A 25,641-nucleotide genomic window follows, 5' to 3' on the forward strand; every position below is an offset into this window, starting at 1 on the left:
GCTCGGAAACGAAATCCCCACTGTCAGCGTGGGGAGCAACCGGTACAATGCAGCCTGCCTGTGCGCCGGTCGTCTGTCAGGCTGCGCGGGTGCGAGGAATGCCAGACATCATGCCATTGCGTCGTTTCTACCTGTCCTCCGCTCTCGTGCTGTCCGCCTCCGCCTGCACCGGCAACATCGGTGGGCAGGACGCGGCGCCTGAAAGCGCGGCGGCACCCGCGCGGGTTCGCCGGCTGACTCGCGACGAGTACAACAAGTCCGCCTCCGCGGTGCTGGGCACGGAGGTCGACATCGCCCAGGGCTTCGCCGCCGAGGACACCATCCTCGGCTTCTCCACGCACGAGCGGCTCCAGGTGACGTCGCTGCTGGCGGATCAAATCGACACCGCCGCGGTGGCGCTCGCGGAGCAGGGCAAGTCACAGCTCAGTGACCTCTACGCATGCCCCAAGGGCAAGACGCAGGACGATTGCGCGCGCGCCTTCATCCAGCGCGTGGGTGAGCGCGCCTTCCGCCGGCCGGTGACGGCCGAGGAGGAGACGGACCTGCTGGCCCTCTTCAACGAGGGCAAGAAGAACGGGACCATGGAGTCCGGCGCGGAGCTGGTGCTCCAGGCGCTCTTCTCCTCCGCGTCGTTCCTGTACCGCACGGAGCTGGGGCCGGAGAACGCGCGCAAGGGCCAGGTCGTGGAGCTGACGCCCTACGAGGTCGCCTCCGAGCTTTCCTACATGGTGACCGGTGGACCGCCGGACGCCGCGCTGCTCGCCTCCGCCAGGGCCGGCACGCTGTCCTCGCCGGACGAGCGTGAGGCCCAGGCGCGCCGCCTGCTCAAGACGGACGCGGCGCAGGCGAAGCTGCGCCAGTTCTTCATCGAGTGGCTGGGGCTGGGCGGCCTGGCCAAGGTGAACAAGAACAACCTCGTGTACCCGGACTACAGCGTGGACTTCCGCGACTCCATGGTCCGCGAGCGCGATGCCTTCATCGACTTCATCGTGAAGGAGCACTCGGGCTCCGTGGAGGAGCTGGTGGGCGCGAAGTACTCGTTCGTGGATGAGACGCTGGCGAACTTCTACGGCGGCCTCGAGCGCACCAACGTGAACGACGACACGGGGATGGGCCGCGTGGCGCTTCCGCCGGAGCGCCAGGGCATCCTCACGCAGGCGGGCGTGATGTCCACGTACGCCCACTTCGACTCGTCCTCGCCCATCAAGCGCGGCAAGTTCGTGCTCACGCGCATGTTGTGCCGCACGGTGCCGGCGCCGCCGGCCAACGTGTCCACCATTCCCCCGGCCCTGTCCGACGACGCCACCACCCGCGAGCGCTTCGCGGCGCACACCAACAACCCGAACTGCTCCGGCTGCCACAAGATCATCGACCCCATGGGCTTCGGCATGGAGGACTTCGACGGGCTGGGCCAGTACCGCACGGAGGAGAACGGCAAGAAGGTGGACGCCAGCGGCGCGGTGATGGCCGCGGACGGCACCACCAACCTGGGCAGCTTCACGGGCGGCGCGCAGCTGGCCAACTTCCTGACCCGGAGCGAGGAGCTGGCCCACTGCGTGCCGCTCCAGCTCGTGCGCTATGCCCTGGGGCGCGACGAGCACGCCTCGGACGCGGAGCTGCTCAACGCCATGCGCACGGGCGCCTACCGCACGGACCACCTGAAAATCACCGAAGCGCTGGTCAGTCTGGTGCGCTCGACCTCCTTCACCCAGCGGCGTCTGCCCACCCGTTGAGCCCTGACTTCCATGTCCCGCGACTTCTCCCGACGCAGCATCCTGAAGCTCCTGTCCGGCACGGCCATGGCGGCGCCCTTCGCGCACCTGCTCACCAGCTCCGTGGCCGAAGCGGCGGACGCCGCGCCCCTGCGCTTCATCGCGCTGTTCACGCCCCACGGCTTGCTGCCGGAGTACTGGACGCCCAAGGGCAGTGACACGAACTTCAACATCGACTTCGAGAACTCCGTCCTCCAGCCGCTCCAGCGCCACCGCGACAAGCTGCTGGTGCTGGACGGCCTGGACTACCGCGTCCTCTACGAGCACGGCCGCACCGGCCACGAGGGCGGCCCCGTCACCTTCCTCACCGGCAGCCAGGTGGAGGTCTCCAGCGGCGACGAGCTGCCCAACGGCCCGTCCCTGGACCAGGTGATTGGCAACGCGGTGGGGGGCTCCACCCAGTTCCGCTCGCTGCAGCTGCACGCCTACGAGCAGTTCGGCGCCCAGCACGTCTACAACAGCATCTCCTTCACGGAGAACGGCTCGCGCGTGCCGTTCGAGCTGAACCCCGCCAACGTCTACAAGCGCCTCTTTGGCGGCATGGGCGGCTCCGCGGCGGAGGCGCAGGCCATCCTGTCCAAGCGCAAGAGCCTCCTGGACTACCTCATCAAGGACGCCACCCGGCTGAAGTCGCGCCTGGCCGCGGCGGAAGGCACCAAGCTGGACACGCACCTGGCGGCGCTGCGCGACATCGAGCGGCGGCTCACCCACACGGGCGCGCTCGGCTGCTCCAAGCCGCAGGAGCCCTCCGACGCGCTGAGCGACCTGGGCGACATCAACAACATGCCCGGGCTCACCGAGCTGCACATGGACCTCATCGCCCGCGCGTTCGCGTGTGATTTGACGCGCGTGGTGACCATGACCATCCCCGGGCCGTCCATGCCGTGGATTGGCATCGACGAGGACATCCACAACGACATCGCTCACCGCACGGACGTCCAGAGCGAGCCCCAGCGCACGCAGATCCGCCTGCGCATGGTGCAGGTGCAGCGCTGGTACACCGAGCAGGTGGCGCGGCTGATGGACGCGCTCAAGTCCATCCCGGAGGGCAGCGGCACGGTGCTCGACAACACCCTCATCCTGTGGGGGAACGAGCTGGGTGACGCCGCCGGCCACATGAACGTGTCCATCCCCACGGTGCTGGCGGGCGGCGCGGGCGGGAAGTTCCGCATGGGCCGCATGCTGTCCCTGCGCCCCGGCAAGGATCCGCTGGGCACGTGGAAGGGCCCGGGCAACCCGCTGCCGGGCGCCGTGGAGCACAACAAGCTGCTCACCTCCATTGCCCAGGCCTTCGGGGTGAACGTGGACCGCTTCGGCCACCCGGACTACACGGGCACGCTGCCCGGCCTCACCTGAGCTGGCCTCAAGGCCTCCCAAAGACAACGGGAGCGGGCCCTTCGTGGACCCGCTCCCGTTTTCATTTCAGGGACGGACGGTGGGGCCTACCCGCCGAGCGCGCCGTTGATGAGGGGCGCGAGGATGCTCATGCCGGCGTCTTCCTTGTTGTAGTTGTTGGCCGGCTCATAGACGCGGACGCGCTGGTTGTTGTTGATGAAGCGCGTCAGGAAGACGTCCATGGGGATCATCTCGCTGTGGCAGGCCCAGGACTGCCACGGGCTGTCGATGTACTCGTACCAGTACTTCTTCTCCATCTTCTGGCAGGCGTGCGCGCCCACGAAGGTGATGATGGTGCTGCAGTGGCTGGCGTTGATGTCGCGCTGGTGCGGGATGAAATAGCTGAAGTTGTTGTACTTGTTCAGCTCGTTCACGAACGCGTCCTGGTCCTGCTTCCAGTACGCGTGGATGGACGCCTCGTCGTTGGGCGTCTTGAAGCGCTCATACGAATAGCGCGAGTAGTTGTAGTCCATGGTGTAGCCCGTGTACGCGAGCTGATCATTCGGGAACTCCGTGGCCACCATGCGGTTGATGCTGCCCATGTCGTTGATGCTGAAGCTGGCCGGCAGCTGGCTGAACACCGAGTCCAGGTTCCACGACGAGCGGATCTTGTCGTGCAGCGGGCGCGACAGGGAGTTCGCGTTCGGCGCCATGAAGATGGGGCCGGAGTCGTTGATCATGTACCCCTTGGCCGGGTTGATGGCCTTGCGGATGAAGTAGTAGCCGGCGGAGGTGGACGTGCCGCCCGCGCTGTAGCCCGTCACCAGCAGCTTCTGCACGTTGGGGAAGTTCTGCTTGGCGTAGTTCGCCGCGGCCAGCGTGTTGGTGTAGCCGTTGTGGTACCAGGTGAGCGGCGCCTGGCCGCCGGTGGTGTCCACGTACGTCTTGGCGTTGTTGCCGATGTGCACGTCGCCCGTGCAGTACGGCATGTAGACGATGTTCCAATCCTTCGTCACCAGGTCCTTGCGGGAGCGGAAGGGCAGGCCCGGGTCCGCCCCGTTGACGATGGGGGACACGTACTTCGCCGTGAACTGCTTCATGTAGTCGTCGGCGATGCCGTTGGGGTTCGCCGCGCCCAGGATGCCCAGGCGGCCGCTACAGGAATCGTAGTCCCAGCACGCGCCACCGCCCTCCATCATGAAGAGCAGGTTGGGCGAGTTCGTGCGGTGCACGAAGAACTTGTACTGCGAGCCGTTGCCACACTTCGTGCCGGGCAGCGTCACCTTCTGCCAGTCGTAGTTGTTGCCGCCGTCCACCAGCACGTCGACGATGCCTTCCACCAGCACTTCGGCATGCGCGGCGCCCACGGGGGCGGAGAGGGCCAGAAGGCTCATCCAGAGAAGACTTCTCATGCGGCTTCCTCCAAGAGGGGGAGTGAGTGGGGTTGCGGTCGCGGATGATACGTTCTTGTTTATCAGCCGGAAGCAGGGAAACTTCGCTTGCGGTGAAAAATTCGAATTCCGCGTGGAGTGCAGCATTCCATCCGAGGGGATGGGGATTGTCGCCGTGCGTCAGTCAGGAACTGGGAATTGACGCGCAAGGACATGTTTTAAATGTATCAATTGCGCGGTGCGTTGCCGGCATGGGCTGACGCGGGTTGCGGTGGGCGCGGGGCGCGCGGTATGGCTTTGGCATGAGCACACGCGCGCGATGGCAGCTGCCCCTGGGCACGGCGGGAGTCCTGGTCCTGGCGGTGGGGGCGTGGCTTGTCTTGGGTGGGCAGACGCCGGAGGACACCGCGCCGCCGCCCGCGCCCGTGGCGCAGGCCCCCGCGCCGCCGCCCGTGTTCGCGTCCACGCCGGCGGTGCCCCGCGCGAAGGATGGCGGGCTGGACCTGGTGGGCGCGGCGACGGCCCAGGTGCGGGCGGCGCCGGAGGAAGAGGAGGCCCGCCCCTACCCGGTGGACCTGGAGGCGCTGCGCGCGAAGCTGCCGGGCAACCTGTACTGGGACACGGACGTGCCCACGAAGGACCCCGAGGAGCTGGCCCGCCGCGAGGGCGTGAAGGCGAAGTGGAACGCGCTCTACGGCAAGGTGCTGTCCAACGAGGCCACGGAGGAGGAGGTGCACCAGTACTACGAGCACCGCCGCCAGGTGTCCGAGGACGCCATCACCTTCGCCACCACGGTGCTGCAGGACTACGGCGACAAGCTGCCGGAGGAGCACCGGGGCCTGTTGGAGCTGAGCGTGAACATGCACCGCACGCGCCTGGCGGAGATTCCGCGCCAGGAGTCGGAGGCGCTCGCCCGCCGCGAGGCCCACGCCCAGCGGCAGAAGGAGTGGCGGGCCGGCGGCGCACGCCAGCCCTGAGCCATCAGCCCTGCACGGGGTCGCCCGCGCCGGGGAAGCTGCGGATGAGCGGGGAGCGCACGGCGGAGGAGGCCACCCACAGCTGGTGGGAGGCGCGCGTGACGGCGACGTGCAGCCGGCGGCGGGCCTCGTCGTCCGCGGGGTAGGCGCGTGCGGTGACGTCCGGGAGGAGGACGTAGTCGAACTCCAGGCCCTTCACGTTGTCCACGTCCGTCACGTCCACGCCGGGCTCGAAGGAGAAGTCGCCCTCCAGCACCAGCCGCGCCCAGGGCATCTCCCGGATGACGCGGTGGAAGGACTGGGCGGCCTCGCGGCTGCTGGCGATGACGCCCACGGAAGCGTGCGGCTCGCGCAGCACCAGGTCTCGCAGGGCGTCTCCCAGGAAGAGCCAGGCCTGGGCCTCGTCCGGGAAGTGGTGGAAGCCCACGGGCGCGCCCTCGCGGCCGGCCCGGGCGGCGTTGGCGGGGGACTGTGAGCCCAGCACGTGCTGCGCCAGCTCCACCACCGGGCGCGGGCAGCGGTAGGACACCTGGAGCCGGCAGGTGGCGGCGTCGCGGATGCCCAGCTCGCCCAGGGCCGCGTCCCAGCCGGCGAAGCCCGCCGTCGTCTGTTGCACCTCGTCGCCCGCGAGCGTGCAGCTGCGGCCGTGGGCGAGCAGCTGGCTGACGACGAAGAGCTCGAAGAGGGAGAAGTCCTCCGCCTCGTCCAGCACCACGTGGGCCAGCCGTTCCGCGCCCAGCGCGCCCCGCTGCGCCTTGAGGAACATCAGGGCGGGCAGGTCGTCCGCGTCCACGGTGCCCGCGAGCGCGTCCGGGGTGTCCTCTTCAATGGCGCGCCCGTCCACGGTGACGAGGCGGTCCTCGTCGAAGCCCTTGTACTGGCGCGACAGCGGCGTGGCGGTCTGCTGCTTCGTGTGCTCCAGCACCTCCTCCACCACGGTGAGGGGCAGCTCCCCCTTCGCGTCCGCCACCACGGCCTCCAGGAAGGCGCGGTCGAGGTACGCGTCCGCCAGCTTGATGCGCAGCCGGTCCAGCGTGGGGGGCAGGGGCTTGCCCTTGAAGACGGGCACGCGGTCCGCCAGCGCCCGGCGCAGGGCGGGGTGGCGCTTGAAGCGCGAGACGAGCGCGGGCGTGTCCGGGGACAGCTTGATGCCCGGCACGCTGAAGGCGGAGCGCGCGGTGGCCAGCGACCAGGCCTCCAGCGTCTGCACGGACACCTTGCCCAGGCCCAGCGGCGCGAGCAGCCGGCGCGTGAGCCGGGCCAGGCCCGCCTCCGGCACGACGACCTGGACGCGCGCCTGCGGGTACGTCTTCGCGTCGTCGAAGACGACCTTGGCCAGCCGGTGCAGCGCCACCGTCGTCTTGCCGCTGCCCGCGCTGCCCAGCACCAGGAGCGGCTGCTCCGGGCCGGTGCTGACGGCGGCGTACTGCTCCGCGTCCAGGAGCGCCGTCACCCCGAAGGCGTCCTCGACGTGCGTGGTGCCCCGGCCCACGCCCAGGACGCCCGGACGCGCGGCGGTGCCGCTGCCGCCCCCGAGCACGGAGGCCGCGTCGCGCCCGCGCGCGTGCCAGCGGCCCTGGGCATCGCGCTGGAGCAGGTGCGGGCCGGTGCTGATGCGGGTGAGGACGCCCTTCTCGATGATGACCAGCCGGCGCGCCTCCACCTCGCCCTCGGAGAGCCGCTCGCCGAAGTACTCCTCGAACGCGTCGCCCTCCTCGTAGTTGTAGAAGACGCGGGCCACGGGGGCGAAGCGCCAGTCGATGACGCGCACCCCGGCGCCCAGGTTGGCGAAGCTGGTGCGGCCGAGCAGGTAGTCGCGCGCGCCGGTGGGCCCGGACAGGCGCAGGTGCGCGAAGTAGGGCGCGTTCGAATCCGGCAGCGGCACGGTCTCCTGCCGCTCCAGCATGGAGCGCACCTCGTTCATCTGGGTGAAGACGTGCGGCAGGTCCGCGGCGTGCGCCGTGGTGGCGTCGTCGCGCAGCACCTGCAGCTGCGCCAGCAGGCCCTGGGTGTCCAGCGTGCGCTCCGCGGCCTGCCGGCGCGCCTCCGCCAGCGCCTGCTGCACGCGTGACAGCAGGGCCTCCTCCTCGGCGATGAGCGCGAGCGCCTCGGGCGACAGCTCCTGCTCCTGGCCGACCATGACGTCTTCCTTTCCGCCCGTGGGCACCCTGGGCGCGTGCAAGGTGAACGCTGGCCCACGCCGGGTCAACCCGTTGGATTTCCGGGCCATCTTGCTAGATTGGGGATCGCGGCCGAGGTGCCCACCCGGCGTCCCCGTTTCCCTCCTCCCGCGGCCGGGCCTCCCATCCACCGTGCCAGGTTGCCTCCCCATGGGGTGGTGTGGATGTCCGCGACTGGGCGATGCCTTGGGTTGTCTGTCGAATGCGGCGCACGCCGGATGCGGGTGGCTTCTAACGGCACGCGCGGCTTGCTTCCTTGCGCATCCATCCCGAACACGGAGGAAGTACCGGATGACCTTGATGAACGCGCCGTTCCGCTGGACGCTGTCGCTCGCCGCCGCGCTGGGAATCGTCACGTCGGCGGGGGCCCAGGAGCCGGAGCCCCAGACGGAGACGGAGACGTCCACGACGACGACCACCACCACCACGATGAACTCGGAGGAGATGGCGGAGCCCGCGGGGAAGCACCACCACCAGGGCCGCATCGGGCCGCAGTTCGCGGTGAGCGGCAACGTGGGCTTCGGCCTGGGCTACGTCTACACGAACGGCCAGAGCCCGACGGGCGGGTTGGAGGACCTGAAGATCACCCAGTCCGCGAAGATCTCCTTCCCCATCATCGCGGAGCTGGGCTTCCGGGTGACGCCGCGCTTCTACCTGGGCGCGTGGGGAAGCTGGGAGCCGGTGCTGAACAAGCGGAACGCGCTGTCGTGCCCGGAGGGCTTCAGCTGCCATACCTTCCAGTGGCGCGTCGGGCCGGAGCTCCGCTACCACCTCCGGCCGGACCTGGGCTTCGATCCGTGGATTGGTCTGGGCCTGGGCCTGGAGGTCCTCAAGAGCCACGTGGAGGGAGACACGCAGGTGCAGGTCGCGCCGGGTGTGTCGCTCCCCACGCACGTGGACACGCACGTCACGGACCGGGGCATCACGATCGCGCGGGTCACGCTGGGCGGCGACATCCGCGTGACGCGGGCCCTGGCGCTGGGGCCCATCATCAGCGCGTCGGTGGGCCAGTACACGGTGCGCACCGGTCACCAGACGCTGGACATCACCGGCGTGGGCAGCAGGGATCAGTCGCTCTCGCCCGTGGATGACGGCTTCCACGCGCTGTTCACCGTGGGCATCCGGCTGGCGTTCGTGCCCATGTAGCACCGCGTGGTGGCGCTCCGGTGCTCTCGCTGCACCGGGCCGGCCAGCCGCTGTCCTTCACGTTCAGCCGCGCACGCGGAAGGCCGTGCGGCTTGAAAGCGCGGGGCGGGCCCTGCCAGCATCCGGTGCCATGGATGAGCGCTTCACCCCGGAGCACGAGGCGTTCCGCCGCACCGTGCGTCAGTTCGTCGAGAGGGAACTGGCCCCGCACGCGCTGGAGTGGGACCAGGCCGGCGAGTTTCCTCGCGACGTCTTCCGCCGCTGCGGCGAGCTGGGCTTCTTCGGCATCAGCCATGATCCGGCCCATGGCGGCAGCGGGCTGGACTACTGGTACGTGGCCGCCTTCGCGGAGGAGCTGGCGCGGGCGCGCAACGGGGGCGTGGCGATGTCGCTCCTGGTGCAGGGGCAGATGGCCACGCCGGTCATCAACGAGCTGGGCACCGACGAGCAGAAGCGCGAGTTCCTCGCCCCCGCGCTCGCCGGGGAGCGCATCGCGGCGCTGGCGATGAGCGAACCGGACGCGGGCTCGGACCTGGCGCGCCTGCGCACCACCGCGAGCAGGGACGGCGATGACTACGTCATCCAGGGCGCGAAGACGTGGATCTCCAACGGCGCCCGCGCGGACTTCCTGGTGCTGGCGGTTCGCACGGGCGGGGCGGGCGCGCCGGGCATCTCGCTGGTGACGCTGCCCACGGACGTGAAGGGCTTCTCCGTGTCGAAGAAGCTCCAGAAGGTGGGGCACCGCTCGTCGGACATGGCCATCCTCTACTTCGAGGACTGCCGCATCCCCGCCCGCTACGTGCTGGGCCGGGAGAACGACGGCTTCTTCCACATCATGAACAGCTTCCACGCGGAGCGCCTGGTGACGGCGCTCTACACGGTGGCGGTGATGGACGACCTGCTACGGGAAACCCTCCGCTACGGCCGCGAACGTCAGGCGTTTGGAAAGCGGCTCCTGGACTTCCAGGTGTGGCGCCACACCTTCGTGGACCATGCCACCCGGGTGGAGGCGGCGCGGCAGCTCACCTATCAGGCGGTGCAGCTCTTCAATCGCAAACGCAAGCAGAAGCCGGTGAAGGAGATTGCCATGGCCAAGCTGCTCACCACGGAGCTGGCCCAGCGCGTGGCCTATGACTGCCAGCAATTCCATGGGGGCATGGGCTACGTGGAGGAGTCGCACGTCGCGCGGGCGTGGCGCGACGTGCGCATGCTCACCATTGGAGGCGGCACCTCCGAGGTGATGAAGGAGATCATCGCGGGGACGATGGCGCTGTAGCCTCCAGCGGCCTTCCTCGGCCGGGCGCTACTTCCCCAGGAGGCCGCCGAGCATTCCGCCCAGTCCGCCGCCGCCCTGGGGGCTGGCTGCGCCGCCGGAGCCGCCCGCGAGCAGGGGCACCACGGCGAGGATCTTCCCGACCAGCCCCGGATCCAGGCGGGACTTGAGGAAGTCGAGCAGCAGGGGCGCCACCAGGGTCGCCTTGCCCGCGTCCAGGTTGAAGCGCTGGAGGATGGCCACCATGCCCGCCACCTCGCCCGCGTGGGCCGCCGCGCCGCCCAGGGCACCCATGAGGCCGCCACCGCCGCCCGCGCCTCCGAGCATGCCGCCCAGGGCGCCCATGAGGCCGCCGCCGTCGCCCGCCGGGGCCTGTGCCGCCTGCTGCTGCCAGCCCTGCATCTCCGGGATGGCCTGCCCCATCTGCCGGGCCGCGTCCGGGCCCACCTTCTCCTGCACCGTGCCCTGCACCAGCTTCAGGAGTGAACCCGCGAGTCCCTGTGCCTGCGTTCCATCCACTCCAAGCTGCTGCGAGAGCTGTCCGATGAGGTCCATGTGCCGCGCTCCTTCACGTGGGGCCAGGTGAGAGGCGGCGGTTGTAGCGGTCCTGGCCGGGGAGCTGGCTGGAAAACCGGCGTGAGCGTTGGTCGGAGGACGCCCGGCGGGCAGTCCTACAGCCGGGTGAAGGACCAGCTCACCGCGCGACCGCCCTCGTAGGGCATCACGCCATGGAAGGGGCGCGGGTCCGCGTCGAACACGAGCGGCAGGAAGTGCCGGTCTCCGTCCCACAGCGACAGGGACAGGATGGAGGACACGGGGACCCAGGACAGCGAGCCCTCGGGGTTCCTGTCCAGGGGCGTGCCCTCGAAGGCGTCGATGCGGAAGATGAAGCCCAGCCAGTCCTCGCCGTGCTTGCCGAAGCCGGGCCAGGACAGGGTGCCGCGCAGGACCATGCGCGTGCACTCGATGCCGGCCTCCTCGCGGATCTCCCGGCGCATGCACGCGGCGATGTCCTCGTCGCGGTCCATCTTGCCGCCCAGGCCGTTGTACTTGCCGTAGTGGGCGTCGTCCGGGCGCGCGTTCCGGTGGATGAGCAGCACCTGCTGGCCGTCCGGGGACATCACGTAGCCCAGCGTGGCGACGATGGGGGTGTAGGGCATGCGCCGGTTCGTCTCCTGATTCCGGCGGGGCGTCAAGCGGCGCGGAGCCGCTCAGCGAGACGCGCCGGTCAGGAGGTCGGAGGGCGGCTCGTGGCGGCGCCACAGCTCGGCGGCGGGAGCGTCCGGAGACACGGCGCGCGTGTAGTTCGCTTCGAACCAGAGGCGGCTGTCGGAGGACAGCTGCCGGTGGCCGCGCGCGCCCAGCAGCACGAAGTCACACCGCCCCAGGAGCGCGAGCATCCGCTTCTGGGAGCCCTCGCTGGCGAAGGCCGCCGCCGCGTCCGGGAAGCGTTCTCCCGACGCGAGCGCGTCCTGGAGCATGAGCGCGTAGGGGTCCACGGGCACGGCGTGTCCCGGGAGCGCCGGCGGAAGTCTTCCGGCCATGAGCCCCCAGGCCGGCTCGAAGCCGCACAGCGACGCGTCCGGTGGCACCTGTTCGCGCACGTAGCGCGCCTGGAGGACCTGCTCCGGAGGACGGATCTCCGAGCCGCGAAGCGTTTCCTGAAGGGAGTGCAGCGGCGCCAGCAGCACCATCCCGAAGGCGCCCACGCCCACCGGCCGTGCCCGGGCCGAGGCGAAGCCCACGAGCGCCGCCGCGCCCAGTCCGGCGAGCAGCGCCTCCGGCCCCGCGAGCAGCGCGTTGTAGTTGGACCAGTAGCTGTGCGCGGCGAGGTACGCGGCCACGGTGAGCAGGTACGCGGTGGCGGCGAAGCGCTCGGGCGCGGCCTCCGCGCGGGTGCTCCGGCGGGCGGCCCGGAACAGCGCGACGCACAGCCCCACCGCCGCGAGCAGCAGGGCATACCGGCGCCGCTCATGGGTCATCTCCAGGAGCCGCTCCCAGCGCGACGTGATGCCGTCCTCGGGGCGGGCGGACTGGAACCACAGCGCGTCGCGCACGAAGGCGCGCGGGGCCATCAGGGCCAGCGGCCCCACGAGCGCCAGCGCCGTGAGCGACGCGGTCAGCACGAATCTCCGAGTCAGGCTCCAGCGGAGGTCCGGCGCCCGGGCCACGAGCGCCGCCGCGCCCCAGATTCCGCCCAACACCTTCACCGACGTCATGAGGCCCGCCATCACGCCAGCGAGGCCCGCGCGGCGGGGCAGGGGAGCGCGGCCCGAAGGCAGGAGCCAGATGTTCGCGAGCCCCAGACCGCACAGGTTGAGCAGCGGATCCAGGAACGGACCGCGCTCCATGGTGACGACCTCCGGGTGCACCGCGTAGACCAGCGCGGCCACCACGCCCGCGGCGGGTCCCCAGGCCCGCATCGCCAGCCGGCCCACGAGCATGGTGCTCACGGCGCCCATCGCGGTGGCGAGCCAACGTGCCAGCGCGAAGCCCGTGGCCGGGTCACCGAACGCGCCCACCGCCGCGGCCGGAGCCCCCAGGAGCAGCGCGCCCGGCGGATGCACGAAGAGGTAGTCGCGGTAGGGCAGCACGCCCTTCCACAGCAGCGCGGACGCCGCGGCGTAGACGCCCTCGTCGTAGTTCACGATGTAGCCGAGCGCTCCGGCGCGGTGGAAGAACGGCAGGGCCCGCAGTCCCCAGGCGCCCACGCCCATCGCCATCAGGAGCCAGGGCCACCAGCGCCGGGCCCTGCCATTCGCCGTCATCCACGTCAATCCGTCCAAGGCGCGAGCATGCTACGCAGCAGCCGACATTCGCGCGAGCCTCACGAGGGCAGGGGTGCACGAAAGGCAGGGCGCGACGCGAGTCCATCGCGATGCAGCGCGAGTGAAACATGCGTCACTCCAGCGCCTGTCGGGCCGGCCCCGGAGGTGAAGCCCGCCGCGCATCCTGCGCGGGCGCGCGGCGCCGAGGTTGTTTCAGGAGTCCAGGATGCCGCGGGAGAGCGAACGCGAGGTGTCTTCGCACGGGTGAGACTCGTGGCACCCGCGTGCCAGGCGGGGCGTTGCGCTCATGCAACGCGATGACCGGCCCGGGTCACGCAATGCGTCAGGAGGCGCTACGACGCGGAGTGCTGGCCGCCGCCAAAGTCCTTACGCTAGCGTCCGGCGCCCTTTCCCTCTCCAGGAGCCATCATGGGACTTGCCGAGCGTCGAGCAGCCAAGGAGTTCGAGACCAAGCGCTTTCCGCAGTTCAAGAAGGACATCGACGAGGCAGCCGGCTTCGAAGTGCCCGTGACGGTTGCCTGGGACACGCTGACCCTGGAGGGCGAATCCCATCTCTATGACGAGTGCTGGCCCAAGGTGTACTTCGTGCCGCTCATCGAGGCGCTCAAGGGCATCACCATCGACGACATGGGCAAGGAGGCGCTCAAGAGCTCCCTCAAGAAGATCGAAATCCAGAACCGCGCGGACACCGGCAATGCGTCGCGGATTGCCTCCTTCGAAAACGGCACCCTGCTGCTGGATAACAATCCCCACACCAACGTGGATGAAGTGACGGAACGCACCAAGGCCATCCAGTCGCTGCTCGAGTCCAAGCTCTGAGTTTCGAGGGCTGCGCCGCGGCGTCCATCGAGGGCGCCGCTGTGCGCGCCACCGGTGTGCCTCCCGGTGAGGAAGCTTCGTCTTGAGGCATGTCTCACCAGGGAATCTGACACCTGGCCGCAAGCCCAGTGCTGCCTCCCTCGTGTGATGAGGTCGTGCGCGGCCCAGGCTCCGAGCGAGTGGTCGTGGGCCGGAGGGTGGAGCCCTTGTGCGCCCTCGACGGCGGCGGGTTCGCGCGGGAGCGCTCGAAATGCAGTCTGGCCGGTGGAAGGCCCAGGAACTTGCATGCGCCAGCCCCCGTCGCGACCTTGAGCCATGAGCAGCGAGGAGCTTCGCGATGGAACTCACCCCCCAGGCCATGGCCATCCCCAAGTCGACCGAGCACCTCGAAAAGGGGAAGTACGGCCCCATCTTTCCGAAGACCCCCGCATGTTACGGCTTCACCATCGTCGCCAACGTCAAGCCGGGGCGCGCCGATACCATGCGCGGCTACGGGCAGCGATTGGCCGAGTCCCTCAAGAAGGAGCCCCACCTCCTCGCGCCGCTCAAGCTCCACTACCTGCGCTGGGTGCTCTTCGATAACGACACCCGGTTCATGTATCAGGGCATCTTCGACACAGACTTCGACAAGTACACCGAGGACGCGGTCGTCATCTTCACGCGGTCCGGAATCAACACGGCCTTCGAGAACCTCGAGGGCTTCCCCATGGACTGGAAGACGAACACGCGTGCGTTCATCCAGTTCCTCCGGGACCACCAGTGCAACAGCTTCCTCGAGTACGGCGAGTACCCGTACTTCTCGAGCGATGAGATCAAGAAGGCCCTGAAGCTCAAGGCCGCGTTCTCCGAGATGCTCGAGCAGATGCAGTAGGACCGCAGCGAGAAGGGCCTGCCATGAGCCAGACGCCCGCACGGACGTACAACCAGAACCATGCCCCCAGGCCGTATGCGAAGGGGCATCGGCGCGTCAGCGTCTACACGTCCTGGAGCTACCCCGGAGAAGCCAATCGGGAGCCCGCCGAAATGGACAATCGGTTCTCGACGATGACCGAGGTCCGCCGGGTGCTCTGGCCCGCCTATGAGTCCCCGCAGTGGGCGGACCCCCGGCGGTTCCAGCAGGGCATCTCCGGCTCGCTGGAGCTCTTCTTCTGGGCCTGGGTGCGCTTCCAGGAGGTCATCGAGGAGGTCACCGGATACGCGGTCCCCATGTTCCAGCGGGTCGACCAGGCGGGCTTCACCCTGCCGCTCGACGAGCGGGTCCTCGCGGACGCGGACACGCTGCTCGTCTTCAGCCTGGACCACAACGTCACCGAGCAGGTGGCCGCGCCGGAGGAGATTGAAGCGGTCCGCGCGTTCCTCGCGCGCGAAGGCACCTGTCTGGTGATTGGCCCCCACCATGACGTGGGGCACTCGCCAGACATGCAGGAGCGCGCCCTCGAACACGCCCACCATGGTGACGCGCTGGTGCCTCGTCAGCAGCGCTTTGGCGGTTATGCGCGCTCGTTGATGAAGGGGCTGGGAATCCCGGTCGAGAATCGCTGGGGCCTCCGCCCCGCCGTCGTCGCCGGAACGAACCGGAGCGTCCCCCTGACGGTGCGCGAGGACCTGGACACCCGCGGCTGGCTCCGCGGGGTCCAGAACTTCAACTTCCACATGCACCTGCCTCACTACGCCGTCACCACGGACGACGCACGTGCGGTCCGCGTCCTGGCGAAGCAGCCCATTGATTTGTCCCGGCCCCACCCCTTCACCAACGCGGGCAACACCGAGTTCAACGCCCTGCTGTGGATGCCTCCGGGCGATGGCCGGGCCGGCGACGTGCTGGTGGCGGACTCCACCATCTTCAGCACCCTGTTCGGGGCGGACGAGAGCCTCGAGCGTTTCTGGAAGAACCTGGCCACCGACCGCTGACATGCTCGAACTGGACGACATCCAGAGCGGAGTCCTTCGGCCCCGGCCCACGCCGTACTTCGCGACCTACATCCTCCTCCGCATCGATGACCGGAGGGCAGGGCGGGAGCTGATGGGCCGGCTCTGCTCGGTGGTGTCCTCGTCCGCGCATCCCGAGCGCCCGGCCGCCGAATGCTGGGTCAGCGTCTCGCTCACATATCCCGGGCTTCAAGCCTTGGGCGTGCCGCAGGCGTCCCTGGACAGCTTCGCGTGGGAGTTCCGGCAGGGGATGGCGGCCCGCGCGAGGGCGCTGGGGGACGAAGGGGAGAGCAGCCCCGAGCACTGGGAATCCCCGCTGGGAACCCCGGACGTCCATGTCGTGCTGACGGCGCTCTCCCCGGACCGGGCCCGGCTCGACGCCGCGCTGGAGCGGGCGAATGGGGCCCTGCGCGAGTTGGAGGGCGTCCAGGCCATCTGGCGTCAGGACTGCCACGTGCTCAGCACGGAGCGGGAGCCGTTTGGCTTCAAGGATGGCATCAGCCATCCGGCCGTCGAGGGGAGCGGCATTCCCGGAAGCAACCCCCACGAGGTGCCGCTCAAGGCCGGTGAGTTCGTCCTGGGCTACCCCGATGAGACAGGCACCCTGCCACCCATGCCCCAGCCCGACGTCCTGGGACGCAATGGGACATACATCGTCTTCCGCAAGCTCCATCAGCGGGTGGCCGCGTTCCGGCAGTACCTGAAGGACAGCGCGAGGAGTCCCGAGGACGAGGAGCTTGTGGCCGCGAAGATGATGGGGCGGTGGCGCAGCGGCGCGCCCCTGGCGCGGTGCCCGTACCATGACGATGCAGCCCTGGGCGCCGACCCCCGGCGCAACAATGACTTCCACTACGCGGACGACCCGACCGGGTACAAGACACCTCCCGGTTCACACGTCCGGCGCACGAACCCCCGTGACGCATCCGTCGCGGGCGTGGTCAGGCTCCATCGGATGATCCGGCGCGGAACCGCCTACGGGTCCGAGCTCCCCGAAGGCGTCCTCGAGGATGACGGCGCCGACCGGGGCCTGATGTTCGCCTTCATCGGCTCGCACCTCGGACGGCAGTTCGAGTTCGTGCAATCGGAGTGGATCAACGGCGGTGAGTTCCTGGGCTTGGGTGAGGCGAAGGATCCCGTCGTGGGTGCCAACGAGCGAGCCGGGTCGTTCTCCTACCCGAGGCGGCCCATCCCCCGGTCTCTGAAAGGTCTGTCCAGGTTCGTGGTCACCCGCGGAGGCGAGTATGGCTTCATGCCCGGCCTTCGCGCCCTGCGGTGGCTGGCGGACCTGCGGACCTGAAAGCGACAGGGCCCGGAACCTTTCGATTCCGAGCCCAGCTCATTCAAATGAAGTCGCTTGGAACTACTGGGTGATGATGTCCGTGTACTCGCTGCCGCTGATGGAGTTCTTCCACTTGGAGGAGAAGCCCAGCGCGTGCTGCGGATCCACCACGTGGGGCGCGGCCTCCTTCGCCACCTCCAGGCGGGTGATCTCATTGTTGAACAGGTCCAGCACCATGCCGAACTGCATCGCGGTCAGGTAGACGCGCTTGAGCATCTTCTCCGCCTTCTCCTGGCGGACGATCTCGTTACGCTCGCTCTTGAGCGACTGGTAGAAGCCGCTCCAGGTGGACGCGTCCATCGGGTACTGTCCATCCCGCCGCATCAGGCAGCCCTCGTCCCCACGCGTGCCACAGTCGCGGTCGCGGTACACAGGCTGGGCGGCCACCGGCGTCTCCTCCCGGGGATGATGCATCCGGGGCTCCATGCGGGTCTCCCGCGTCTCGCTCCGGGACTCCGTCTCCATCGTGCCGCCCGTCACGCGCACGTCCATCCGGGCGCCGCCGCCGCGCACCTTCACGGTGGTCGTCTCCTCGCCGTTCTCGGTCGTGGTGGTCTTCATCTTGATGCGCGCGGAGGGCATGTCGGCATCGTTGACGTCCACCTGCATGTTGAACTCCGCGTCCTGCGCGAAGCTGGCGGAGGAAGCGAACAGGGACGAAACGAGCACGGCGCGGACGATGCGGTTCATGGTGATTCCTGCGTGGGAAGCGGGTTCGGTGCGGGTGCAACGTCAGGCGTTGTCGCCGCCGTGCTCTCTCCACGGACCCTCCGGGAATTTATTCACGGGATGTGTATCGCGCGGTTTTTCGGGTCCGACTCATGGTTTGAGAAAAATGGAAGTCCACCCCGCCCGCCACCACCGTGGCGGAAGTGGATCCGGAAGGGCATGCACGCGCCTTCCTCCGGTGGGGCGAGCGGACTTCTCGCGGGGCCGTGCGTGGAACGGGGCCACGTCCTTCCCCTTCGAGGTCCTCCGTGCGTGCCCTCCGCCCGCTGCGCTGCTGCGTTGCCTTTGCCCTGTCCTCCACTTCAGTTGTGGGTCATCTCCGACTCGACGCAGCACCTGACGCCCGAGCACGTGAAGGTCATCAAGGAGTTCTTCGCCGCGGGCCACGGCGTGTACATCTGGGGTGACAACGAGCCCTACTCCGCGGACGCCAACGTGGAGCGCTTCGGCGACACCGTGGTGTGCGCGGACCTGCGCACCCCCCGGCCCAGACGCCCGCGCCGAAGCCGTGACGGCGTGAGCCTCCCGCGGAAGCCTCTTCAAAATCCTCGTGACACCCTCGAATGATGAATTGCACATGCGTGCGGCCGGGGGCACAAGGCGCGCGGCGGTCGCCCAGGCGCACTCCCGCGCCGGCCACCGTTCGCCGGAGGGGAAATGTCCCGCATGCGCATCATCGCCGCGGCCGTATGGCTCGCGGCCTGTAACCCGCAGGTTTCCAGTCCAGAGGCGCCCACGGCGTCCGGGCCGGAGGAGGCCACCCGGGAACAGGTGCTCCAGGGGGAGCTCGAAGTCCGGGTCGTGGACGCGCCGTCGTTCAAGGCGTCACGCGAGGAGTACTTCCTCGTCGCCGGGGGGCGGCATCTGCCGCTGACCTTCACCGGTGGAGCGCCGGAGGGGTTGCTCAGCGGTCAGCGGGTGACGCTGCGTGGAACCCAGGGGGCGCAGCGCTTCATGGCGCGGACCGTGGAGGTGGACCGTCAGGCCGCGGCCGTGCAGGCCACCTCTGGCACTTGTGGCGTCACCGGCGTGCAGCGCAGCCTCGTCATCCTCGCGGCCTTCCCGGGAATGCCCCAGCCCGCCGCCACCGCGCAGGGGGTTCGTGATGCGTTCTTCTCCAGCACGCAGCGCTCGCTGGCGAACTACTGGAGCGAGGTGTCCGAAGGCCGCACCACGACCACGGGCGAGGTGGTGGGCTGGTACACGCTGGACCGCGCCTATTCCTGCTCGGAGACGGACGCCATGCGCGACGCGGCCATCCGGGCGGCGGACGCGGACGTGGACTTCCGGCAGTACGACCGCATCTTCATCGTCCATCCCAACCCCGCGCAGGGCTGCTCCTACGCGGGGCAGGCCACCCTGTCCTGCGGACAGGTCGCGACGGCGGATGGCACCGTGACGGCCTCCCTGGCCTGGCTCGTCGCGGACTGGATGACGACCCACGACACCGCCGTGAAGCTGGTGACGCACGAGGCGGGGCACAACCTCTCGTTGAACCACGCGAGCTCGCGCGACTTCGGCACGGAGCCACTGGGCATGCCGGGCACCCTGGGCGTCATCGACGAGTACGGGGACCTCTTCTCGACGATGGGCTCCTGGAACCTGGGCCACTACGCGGCGCCGCACAAGGCGCGCATCGGCTGGCTGGCTCCGTCCGCGGTGGCCCAGGTGGATGGCACGGGCGGCACCTTCACGCTCGCGCCGGTGGTGGCGTCCGGTGGGCTCAAGGCGCTCAAGGTGCGCCGGGGCACTGGCGCCAATGACTGGCTTTGGGTGGAGTACCGCCGGCCCGTGGGGCTCTATGAGTCGACGTTGGCATCCCAGGTGTTCGGCGGCGCGCTCATCCATCTGGCGGACGCGGAAACGCGGGATGGCACCCACCTGCTCGACTTCACGCCGGGGACGTCCTCCTGGAGCGACCCGGCCCTGTTGCCGGGCACGACGTGGAACGACCCGTACAGCAACCTCTCCCTCACGGTGGAGGCGGCGACGGCCGCGGGGCTGACGGTGAGCATCCAGTACCGCACGACGGCCTGTGTGCGGGCCGCGCCCGAGGTGCGGGTGACGCCGCCGGAGCCGCCCTTCTGGCCCGGGGCGCGGCCGGAGTTCGCGCTGGAGGTGATCAACCGGGACTCGGTCGGCTGCGGTCCCAGCACCTTCCAGCTCTCCGCTATCGTCCCCCCGGGCTGGGGCTCCGACCCGCTGCCCGCGCAACGCACGATTGCCGCTTCCGCCTCCGACACCCTGGGCCTCCAGACGTACGTGCCCTACAGCACGCCGCTCGGGCCCTACACTGCGGGCGTCACCGTCACGAGGGGTAGTCAGAGCGTGCAGGGCACGGCCACGGTGGAGGTCGTCGAGCGTTGCATCGCGACGCCGCCCACGCTGACGCTCTCACCGGCGACCGTGACGGCGGCCCCGGGCGCGGACGTCACGTGGACGGTGAGCGTCACCAACAACGACTCCGCCTCGTGCAATTGGGTCTGGTACGACTTCTGGTCCACCCTGCCGGACGGCTGGGACACGTCCCTGTCCGACTGGGGCGTCAACCTGCCTCCCGGCGGGGCCTACACCTTCACGATGACCAAGACCGTGCCTCCCGGCGCGCGTGGCACCCACACCGTGGACCTGGTCATCAACCAGGATGACTTCGGCATCGCGGCCAGCGCCACGGCCACGGTGAACGTGGTTGGCAATTCCTCGAGTACGCGGTGACACAAGCGGCGGCCCGCGTTGCATGTCCCGACGCGGGCCGCGCGCGTCTCCCCGGGGCTCACGGTGGGGCGAGGTGCCGTGGCAGTGTTCGCGGTCGCCGCCCTACGCCAACCATTCCGGGAGGGTTTCATGTCTGGCTTTGTGAAGAGGACGGGACAGTCCCTGCTTGCCGTCGTCGCGGGGACCGCGTTGTCATTCAGCGCCACGCAGGCGCTCGCTCCGGTGCCGGAGGCGCCCGCGCGGTATGAGCGCTCCGCCTGCATCGCCCAGTGCATCGAGCTGAACTACAGCTATGGCTATTGCAATCGCACGGAGTGCTACTGCTACTGAGGCGGCCCACTTCCAGGTGGCTCCGGAGATGGTGCGCTGGCCGCCGTCTCCCGCGTGAAGGTGCGGCGTTGGCTGTTCGACATCCGCGCCCTGCCCGCCGTCGTGGGCACGAAGGAGGCGGGGACCGGTCTCCCGATATTTTCGGGGAGGTGGCAACTTCTTCCGGACTTCACGATAATCTCCCACACGCACTTCGTCGCCTGGGGTCCCGTCCCGGGCGGCTCGCGATGGGTGGATCGCATGGGCTTGAACATTCCGAATTCGGCACCGCTGGACGCGATGAACGCCAGCCAGCGCCTGAACCCGGAGGAGCAGAAGCTGCTCCAGGGGCTCAAGGGCGATGACCTCGTCCGCGCCCGTGCCCAGCTCATGCTCCAGAAGCAGCAGGAGACCGTCGCCTACGTCTCCAACATGCTGAAGGGCGACACCGCCCTGCAGGTGATTGGCAACCTGAAGTAGCCGGGGCGGGCGTGCCTGGCGAGTCAAGGCACGTAGGCGATGCAGTCAATCTCCACGCGCAGGCCCGCGTCTGGAAGCGCGGACACCTGCACGGTGGTGCGCGCGGGCCGGTGACCGGCGAAGACGCGCTCGTAGACGGCGTTCATCCGGGGGAACTCCTGCATGTCCACCAGGAAGACGCCGCAGCGCAGGACGTGCTGGAGGCTGGAGCCGCCGGCCACGAGGATGCGCTCCAGGTTGCGCAGCACCTGCTCCGTCTGCGCTTCGATTCCTTCGGCCTGCACACCGGTGGCGGGGTCCTTGGCCGCCTGTCCGGAGATGAAGAGCAGCCGGTCCAACTGCATGCCGGGAGAATACGGGCCCACGGGCTTGGGCAGTCCAGGCGCGACGATGGGCTGATGCTTCGCTGACGTCATGGGCTTTTCTCCTTGGATGGGCGCAGGTCTAGCGATTGCCAGTCCTTGGGTCCAGCCGCCAGAGTCGGATCGGACGGCGGATCCGCGTGCATGGAACGGACGGGCCCATCAGGCCCCTGCCTGGCCATGCATGAGGTGCAGGAGAAGGGCGGCCCGGCTCCGGGCTGAGCCGGGACCGGGCCGCGGATGCATCCGTCCATGCTCGCCCGGTCAGGGCAGACAGACGTTCATCACCAGGGTCGCGCTCTGGGCGTCGTCATCCGCGAGCGCCAGGTCCGGCAGGCCGTCCCCGTTCCAGTCCGCGCTCAACGCGTCCTGGACGGCCCTTCCCCATGCCGTCCTGGGACCGGCCGCGTAGGCTCCGGCGGGCTGCTGGAGCACGATGGCGGCCTCGTGGTTGCTGAACGAGAAGAGGTCCACCTGGCCGTCGCCGTTGAAGTCATCGGTGAGGACGCGGATGCCTCCCCGTGCCCCCAGCGGGGTCAGCGGCGTCAGGCTGGGCTGGCGGGCGGCATCGAAGGTGAGGAACCCCAGCGCGCGCTGCTCCAGCGTGAGGCCGACGCGCCCCTGGCCCTCCAGGTCCGCGCGGCCCATGGCCCAGAGGTTCACCTCTCCGGTGAACGTCGTGGGGCCGGTGAGCGTGCCGTCGCCCCGGCCCCAGAGCACATGGACCAGGCCCGCCGTGATGCTGGGCGTTCCCTGGCGCATCACCGCGAGGTCCATGTGTCCATCCCGGTCCAGGTCCGCGGCGAGGAGCCTCGAAGACGGGCCCGCGGCGGCGACGTTGAAATCCACGCGCGGAGCGAAGCGCCCACCGCCCACGTTGAGCCAGACGCCCAGCTGAAGCTGGCTGTATGAGAACGAGCGCAGAGTCACGAGGTCGAACCGGCCGTCCTCATTGAGGTCCACCTTGATCAGTTCCTGCGGATCCGCTCCCTCGCCATAGCGCTCGGCCGGGCTGAAGTCCCCGCCCGCCGTGCGCTTGAAGACGACCAGTTGGGGGGCCGCCGTGGTGCCCGACACCGTGGTGATCGCCGCCAGGTCCTCCTGGCCATCCTCATCCAGGTCCCCCGCGATGATGTCCTGCACGCCGCCGGTGGCGGTGCTCCCCGTGGGCGGCACGAAGACCGGCGCCAGCAGCGCGGCCCCGCGCGCACCATTGCCAGACAGTGACAAGGCAATGGCATTCTTCTCATGGACGCCCACGGCCAGATCCGCGGCCCCGTCGCCGTTGAAGTCCGCGCTGGCGAGCCCCGCGGGCTTGCCTTCCAGCCGCAGGCTTTCAGGCGTCAGGGAGCCTCCCCAGAAAAGCCGGACGTCCGGGTAGCTGTCCGCGAGGACGACATCCTTCCGGCCATCCCCGTCGAAATCGCCCACGGCGGGAGCGGCGCCCTCGCCACTGAAGCCATAGGTCACGAGGGGCGCGAAGGGCGGGGTGGACGTGCTGCCCCTGAGCAGGTTCAGCCGTCCTCCCGCGCTGTTCGTCCAGAAGAGGTCGTCCAGGCCGTCCGCATCCAGGTCGACGGCCACGGGGTAGGAATAGACGCCCCCCGTGGGCGCGGGAATGGAGTACTGCGTCAGCAGGGCCAGCGTGCCCGCGGGGGAGCTGTAGATGCGCACCGTGTCCGGCGACACGATGGCCAGGTCGTCCCGCTTGCCATCGTGGTCGAAGTCACCGACCGCCAGGTCTCCGTAGCAATAGGAGCAGGGGGCATACACGGGGACCTTGAAGGAGCCGGTCCCGGTGCCGTTGGCCTGGACGACCCGGTTGTTGGCGTAGTCGACCCGGGCGTAGTCCAGGAACCCGTCGCCATTGAAGTCCGCGACGGCCGGGCAGGAGGGCGCCGAAGTGGCGACCGCCGAGGGCGCGGAGAAGCTCCCATTGCCCGCGCCACGGTAGAGGAGGATCCGCTTGTCGGTGGTGTGCGCGAGCACATCCAGCTTCCCATCGGAGGTGAAGTCTCCGGTCAAAAGGCAGTCGAACCCGACGTTCACGGTCAGCCGCGTGGCAATGGGCGTCTGGAAGGTCCCCGTGCCCGTACCCGGGAAGACGACAAAGCCTCCCGCGGTCGTGCTGTCTTCTTTCAGGATGGCCGCGACGTCCAACTTCCCATCCCCGTCGAAGTCCGCCACGGCGGGCGGCAGCTCCCGGAAGATCGAGCCCGCGGAGACAGACGGCGCAAGCCGCGTCAGGGAGCGTCGGGGCCCGCTGGCGAGCACGACGAGGCGGGAGCCATTGCCCACGACCGCGTCCGCGAGCCCATCCCCCGTGAAGTCACCGGCCCCCACGAAGCTGCTCACGTCGTTGAAGAAGTGTCCGGAGGCGGGCGCGAAGGTGGGGGCCTCGCAGGCGAGCGGGGGGACGTGGCGGTGGAGCGCGGGGGCGGACGGCCGGCCTTGTCCCGCGGAATTGAGAGCCTTCACCTGAAAACGATAGGTATTGCCGGGCACCAGGCCTGGAACGGTCGCGATGTGCGTGCCCGCCGGGACGGTGACGGAGCCCCCACCGGGCGACGCGGTGACCTGGTATTCCGTGACGGGGTCCCCCGCGGGTGCTGTCGCCGGGTTCCAGAGCACGACGGCGCCCTGCACGGTGGAGGTGACGCGGACATCCGTGGGAGCCCGGGGTTGCGGGCGCGTGAGGAGGGGGCCAAACGAGACCGACGGGCCTTCACCCACGCCGCTCAGCGCGCTCACGGTGAAGGTATACGGCGTCTCCAGCGCGAGCCCGGAGATGGAGGCGACCAGGAGGTTGGCGGGCACCGTGCGTTCCGCGCCCGCGGGCGTGGACGTCAGCTTGTAGTAGGTCACGGGAGCGCCGCCATCGGAAGCAGGCGGACGCCAATCCAATTCAACATTGCCCTGGTGGAAGACGCCCGTGAGGTTGATGGGCGCGGAGGGCAGGGAAGGGGTCGTGACCGCGCTGGACGTCGCCGCGGTCCCCGTCCCCGTCGAGTTCTGGGCGGCCACGCTGAAGGTATAGGTCCCGCCATTGGCAAGGCCTGAGATCGTCGTGGAGGTCGTGGAGGCACCTGCGAACTGGGTAACGCCGCCCGGCTGCGTGGTGACGAGATACCCGGAGATGGCGCCACCGCCATTGCTCACGGGGGCCGTCCACCGCACCGTCGCGGAACGGATGCCCGCCGTCGCCGTCACGTTCTGGGGCGCGCTCGGAAGGGCCGCGGGCCTCAGGGGGCTCGTTGAATAGGAAGGCTGTGAATTGCCCACCGCGTTGGTGGCCAGCACCGTGAACGTGTACGGCTGCCCATTGGTGAGCCCGGTGACGACGAAGGACGTCCCCGAGGTGGCATACGTCTGCCCTCCCGGGGAAGCGGTGATGGTGTAACCCTGGATGGGGAGCCCTCCATTCGAAGGGGCGTACCAGTTCAACTCCACCTGCTGGTCGCCCGGCTTGTACGTGCTCCAACTGGGACTGGAGGGGACATCGAAGGTCCGCACGGAGGCGGATGCGCCAGAAGTCTGGCGGGTGCCATCCGCGAGGATGGGCGTGACGGTGAACTTGTAGGTCGTCCCGTTCGCAAGCCCCGTCACCACGGTGCTCCGGGCCGTCGGGCCCGTGATGACCTTGGCGCCTCCAGGGGTGGCCAAGACTTCAAAAGAGGCGAGAGGGCTGCCGCTGCTGTCCGGCGTATAGCCCCAGGAGACGGTCATCTCCCGGATGCCCGGTACCGAGGTGACGCCCGAGGGGGCCGCAAGGGGTTGCTGCTGGACTGTCACAGCGGAGGATGGCTCGGCTCCACACCCGAACGAGCCGACCCCGATCAGGGTCGTCGTCAGGAACAACAAAACATTTCGCATTCGCGCCGCTTCTCCGGTCAGGAGCTACCAGGAGTCAAAGAAGGTACTCCTCCTGTCTGACATGACGTCGAAGCGTTCGTGCAAGATGGCGCGCGTGTTCGTGGGCTCGGAAAGGAGCCGTGCATGGACTCGATGCCTGCGGTCGTCGCCTGTGCCGCGGGGCTGCTCCTCGCGGGCTGCGCTCACGAGCCGGTCACATGTGTATACACGTTGGATTACAATC

At 69.2% G+C, this 25,641-nt stretch carries 21 protein-coding genes; 13 read left to right on the forward strand and 8 right to left on the reverse strand.

Translation table 11 applies throughout. The annotated features are described in order from the left end of the window. Nucleotides 1–110: 110 nt before the first annotated feature. Nucleotides 111–1,733, forward strand: a complete 1,623-nt coding sequence (locus KYK13_RS11210; RefSeq protein WP_223644062.1) for a DUF1592 domain-containing protein — start codon at nucleotides 111–113, stop codon at nucleotides 1,731–1,733. A gap of 12 nt (nucleotides 1,734–1,745) precedes the next feature. Then, nucleotides 1,746–3,128, forward strand: coding sequence for a DUF1552 domain-containing protein (locus tag KYK13_RS11215; protein ID WP_223644063.1), 1,383 nt, complete (start codon nucleotides 1,746–1,748; stop codon nucleotides 3,126–3,128). 86 nt (nucleotides 3,129–3,214) lie between these two features. Here the strand turns inward: KYK13_RS11215 and KYK13_RS11220 are convergent, their stop codons facing one another. Then, nucleotides 3,215–4,501 (reverse strand): pectin acetylesterase-family hydrolase, encoded by a 1,287-nt coding sequence (locus tag KYK13_RS11220; RefSeq protein WP_304504104.1) that lies wholly within the window; start codon nucleotides 4,499–4,501, stop codon nucleotides 3,215–3,217. 299 nt (nucleotides 4,502–4,800) lie between these two features. Between KYK13_RS11220 and KYK13_RS11225 the strand changes: the two genes are divergently transcribed. Beyond that, a complete protein-coding gene (locus KYK13_RS11225) occupies nucleotides 4,801–5,475 on the forward strand; it encodes a hypothetical protein (RefSeq protein WP_223644065.1) in 675 nt (224 codons plus the stop codon). A 4-nt stretch (nucleotides 5,476–5,479) separates the two neighbouring features. Here the strand turns inward: KYK13_RS11225 and KYK13_RS11230 are convergent, their stop codons facing one another. Next, nucleotides 5,480–7,615 (reverse strand): ATP-binding domain-containing protein, encoded by a 2,136-nt coding sequence (locus KYK13_RS11230; protein WP_223644066.1) that lies wholly within the window; start codon nucleotides 7,613–7,615, stop codon nucleotides 5,480–5,482. A 331-nt stretch (nucleotides 7,616–7,946) separates the two neighbouring features. Between KYK13_RS11230 and KYK13_RS11235 the strand changes: the two genes are divergently transcribed. After that, the gene (locus KYK13_RS11235) at nucleotides 7,947–8,801 is read left to right on the forward strand and encodes a hypothetical protein (RefSeq protein ID WP_223644067.1); all 855 of its coding nucleotides are present in this window, start codon (nucleotides 7,947–7,949) and stop codon (nucleotides 8,799–8,801) included. Between the two features lie 130 nt (nucleotides 8,802–8,931). Then, nucleotides 8,932–10,077: an acyl-CoA dehydrogenase family protein gene (locus KYK13_RS11240; RefSeq protein ID WP_223644068.1), complete on the forward strand. Its 1,146-nt coding sequence runs from the start codon at nucleotides 8,932–8,934 to the stop codon at nucleotides 10,075–10,077. Between the two features lie 27 nt (nucleotides 10,078–10,104). Here KYK13_RS11240 and KYK13_RS11245 read toward each other — a convergent pair whose 3' ends face one another. From KYK13_RS11245 to KYK13_RS11255, 3 genes are read right to left on the reverse strand one after another with little or no spacing between them, the layout of a single operon-like run. Then, nucleotides 10,105–10,863, reverse strand: coding sequence for a DUF2780 domain-containing protein (locus tag KYK13_RS11245; protein ID WP_223644069.1), 759 nt, complete (start codon nucleotides 10,861–10,863; stop codon nucleotides 10,105–10,107). Next, nucleotides 10,746–11,234 carry an 8-oxo-dGTP diphosphatase gene (locus KYK13_RS11250; RefSeq protein ID WP_223644070.1) on the reverse strand — a complete coding sequence of 163 codons (489 nt, stop codon included), beginning with the start codon at nucleotides 11,232–11,234 and terminating at the stop codon, nucleotides 10,746–10,748. The genes KYK13_RS11245 and KYK13_RS11250 overlap by 118 nt, the downstream gene beginning before the upstream one ends. A 51-nt stretch (nucleotides 11,235–11,285) precedes the next feature. Next, nucleotides 11,286–12,842 (reverse strand): glycosyltransferase family 39 protein, encoded by a 1,557-nt coding sequence (locus KYK13_RS11255; RefSeq protein WP_223644071.1) that lies wholly within the window; start codon nucleotides 12,840–12,842, stop codon nucleotides 11,286–11,288. A gap of 429 nt (nucleotides 12,843–13,271) precedes the next feature. Between KYK13_RS11255 and KYK13_RS11260 the strand changes: the two genes are divergently transcribed. The 4 genes from KYK13_RS11260 (at nucleotide 13,272) to KYK13_RS11275 (ending at nucleotide 16,908) form a co-directional block, all read left to right on the forward strand. After that, a complete protein-coding gene (locus KYK13_RS11260; RefSeq protein WP_223644072.1) occupies nucleotides 13,272–13,682 on the forward strand; it encodes a hypothetical protein in 411 nt (136 codons plus the stop codon). 337 nt (nucleotides 13,683–14,019) lie between these two features. Continuing rightward, entirely contained in the window at nucleotides 14,020–14,553 is a 534-nt protein-coding gene (locus KYK13_RS11265) for a hypothetical protein (RefSeq protein ID WP_223644073.1), read from the forward strand. A 23-nt stretch (nucleotides 14,554–14,576) separates the two neighbouring features. Next, complete coding sequence (locus tag KYK13_RS11270; protein WP_223644074.1) at nucleotides 14,577–15,593, forward strand: hypothetical protein; 1,017 nt, start codon at nucleotides 14,577–14,579, stop codon at nucleotides 15,591–15,593. A 1-nt stretch (nucleotide 15,594) separates the two neighbouring features. Beyond that, nucleotides 15,595–16,908, forward strand: a complete 1,314-nt coding sequence (locus KYK13_RS11275; RefSeq protein WP_223644075.1) for a Dyp-type peroxidase — start codon at nucleotides 15,595–15,597, stop codon at nucleotides 16,906–16,908. 63 nt (nucleotides 16,909–16,971) lie between these two features. Here the strand turns inward: KYK13_RS11275 and KYK13_RS11280 are convergent, their stop codons facing one another. Continuing rightward, nucleotides 16,972–17,640, reverse strand: a complete 669-nt coding sequence (locus KYK13_RS11280; protein WP_223644076.1) for a DUF4476 domain-containing protein — start codon at nucleotides 17,638–17,640, stop codon at nucleotides 16,972–16,974. Between the two features lie 345 nt (nucleotides 17,641–17,985). On the opposite strand from KYK13_RS11280, the gene KYK13_RS11285 reads away from it, so the two are divergent. The 4 genes from KYK13_RS11285 to KYK13_RS11300 all read left to right on the forward strand — a co-directional run bounded on the left by KYK13_RS11285 (nucleotide 17,986) and on the right by KYK13_RS11300 (nucleotide 21,183). Then, nucleotides 17,986–18,246: a hypothetical protein gene (locus KYK13_RS11285; protein ID WP_223644077.1), complete on the forward strand. Its 261-nt coding sequence runs from the start codon at nucleotides 17,986–17,988 to the stop codon at nucleotides 18,244–18,246. A 90-nt stretch (nucleotides 18,247–18,336) separates the two neighbouring features. Further along, nucleotides 18,337–20,394: a M6 family metalloprotease domain-containing protein gene (locus KYK13_RS11290; protein ID WP_223644078.1), complete on the forward strand. Its 2,058-nt coding sequence runs from the start codon at nucleotides 18,337–18,339 to the stop codon at nucleotides 20,392–20,394. Nucleotides 20,395–20,523: 129 nt separating this feature from the next. After that, the gene (locus KYK13_RS11295) at nucleotides 20,524–20,724 is read left to right on the forward strand and encodes a hypothetical protein (RefSeq protein WP_223644079.1); all 201 of its coding nucleotides are present in this window, start codon (nucleotides 20,524–20,526) and stop codon (nucleotides 20,722–20,724) included. A 246-nt stretch (nucleotides 20,725–20,970) separates the two neighbouring features. Continuing rightward, a complete protein-coding gene (locus tag KYK13_RS11300; protein WP_223644080.1) occupies nucleotides 20,971–21,183 on the forward strand; it encodes a hypothetical protein in 213 nt (70 codons plus the stop codon). A 23-nt stretch (nucleotides 21,184–21,206) separates the two neighbouring features. Here the strand turns inward: KYK13_RS11300 and KYK13_RS11305 are convergent, their stop codons facing one another. After that, on the reverse strand, nucleotides 21,207–21,599 hold the full coding sequence (locus KYK13_RS11305; protein WP_223644081.1) for a RidA family protein: 393 nt from the start codon (nucleotides 21,597–21,599) through the stop codon (nucleotides 21,207–21,209). A 210-nt stretch (nucleotides 21,600–21,809) separates the two neighbouring features. Next, on the reverse strand, nucleotides 21,810–25,208 hold the full coding sequence (locus tag KYK13_RS11310; protein ID WP_223644082.1) for an FG-GAP-like repeat-containing protein: 3,399 nt from the start codon (nucleotides 25,206–25,208) through the stop codon (nucleotides 21,810–21,812). Between the last annotated feature and the right edge of the window lie 433 nt (nucleotides 25,209–25,641).

The sequence above is a fragment of the Corallococcus sp. EGB genome, assembly GCF_019968905.1.
In the GTDB taxonomy this organism is placed as follows: Bacteria; Myxococcota; Myxococcia; order Myxococcales; family Myxococcaceae; genus Corallococcus.

What these genes read in the sequence shown, in the direction of transcription:
- KYK13_RS11210 (WP_223644062.1), top strand. Translation starts at nt 111, where the DNA reads ATGCCATTGCGTCGTTTCTACCTGTCCTCCGCTCTCGTGCTGTCCGCC.
- KYK13_RS11215 (WP_223644063.1), top strand. Translation starts at nt 1,746, where the DNA reads ATGTCCCGCGACTTCTCCCGACGCAGCATCCTGAAGCTCCTGTCCGGC.
- KYK13_RS11220 (WP_304504104.1), bottom strand. Translation starts at nt 4,501, where the DNA reads ATGAGCCTTCTGGCCCTCTCCGCCCCCGTGGGCGCCGCGCATGCCGAA.
- KYK13_RS11225 (WP_223644065.1), top strand. Translation starts at nt 4,801, where the DNA reads ATGAGCACACGCGCGCGATGGCAGCTGCCCCTGGGCACGGCGGGAGTC.
- KYK13_RS11230 (WP_223644066.1), bottom strand. Translation starts at nt 7,615, where the DNA reads ATGGTCGGCCAGGAGCAGGAGCTGTCGCCCGAGGCGCTCGCGCTCATC.
- KYK13_RS11235 (WP_223644067.1), top strand. Translation starts at nt 7,947, where the DNA reads ATGACCTTGATGAACGCGCCGTTCCGCTGGACGCTGTCGCTCGCCGCC.
- KYK13_RS11240 (WP_223644068.1), top strand. Translation starts at nt 8,932, where the DNA reads ATGGATGAGCGCTTCACCCCGGAGCACGAGGCGTTCCGCCGCACCGTG.
- KYK13_RS11250 (WP_223644070.1), bottom strand. Translation starts at nt 11,234, where the DNA reads ATGCCCTACACCCCCATCGTCGCCACGCTGGGCTACGTGATGTCCCCG.
- KYK13_RS11255 (WP_223644071.1), bottom strand. Translation starts at nt 12,842, where the DNA reads ATGACGGCGAATGGCAGGGCCCGGCGCTGGTGGCCCTGGCTCCTGATG.
- KYK13_RS11260 (WP_223644072.1), top strand. Translation starts at nt 13,272, where the DNA reads ATGGGACTTGCCGAGCGTCGAGCAGCCAAGGAGTTCGAGACCAAGCGC.
- KYK13_RS11265 (WP_223644073.1), top strand. Translation starts at nt 14,020, where the DNA reads ATGGAACTCACCCCCCAGGCCATGGCCATCCCCAAGTCGACCGAGCAC.
- KYK13_RS11270 (WP_223644074.1), top strand. Translation starts at nt 14,577, where the DNA reads ATGAGCCAGACGCCCGCACGGACGTACAACCAGAACCATGCCCCCAGG.
- KYK13_RS11275 (WP_223644075.1), top strand. Translation starts at nt 15,595, where the DNA reads ATGCTCGAACTGGACGACATCCAGAGCGGAGTCCTTCGGCCCCGGCCC.
- KYK13_RS11280 (WP_223644076.1), bottom strand. Translation starts at nt 17,640, where the DNA reads ATGAACCGCATCGTCCGCGCCGTGCTCGTTTCGTCCCTGTTCGCTTCC.
- KYK13_RS11290 (WP_223644078.1), top strand. Translation starts at nt 18,337, where the DNA reads ATGTCCCGCATGCGCATCATCGCCGCGGCCGTATGGCTCGCGGCCTGT.
- KYK13_RS11295 (WP_223644079.1), top strand. Translation starts at nt 20,524, where the DNA reads ATGTCTGGCTTTGTGAAGAGGACGGGACAGTCCCTGCTTGCCGTCGTC.
- KYK13_RS11305 (WP_223644081.1), bottom strand. Translation starts at nt 21,599, where the DNA reads ATGACGTCAGCGAAGCATCAGCCCATCGTCGCGCCTGGACTGCCCAAG.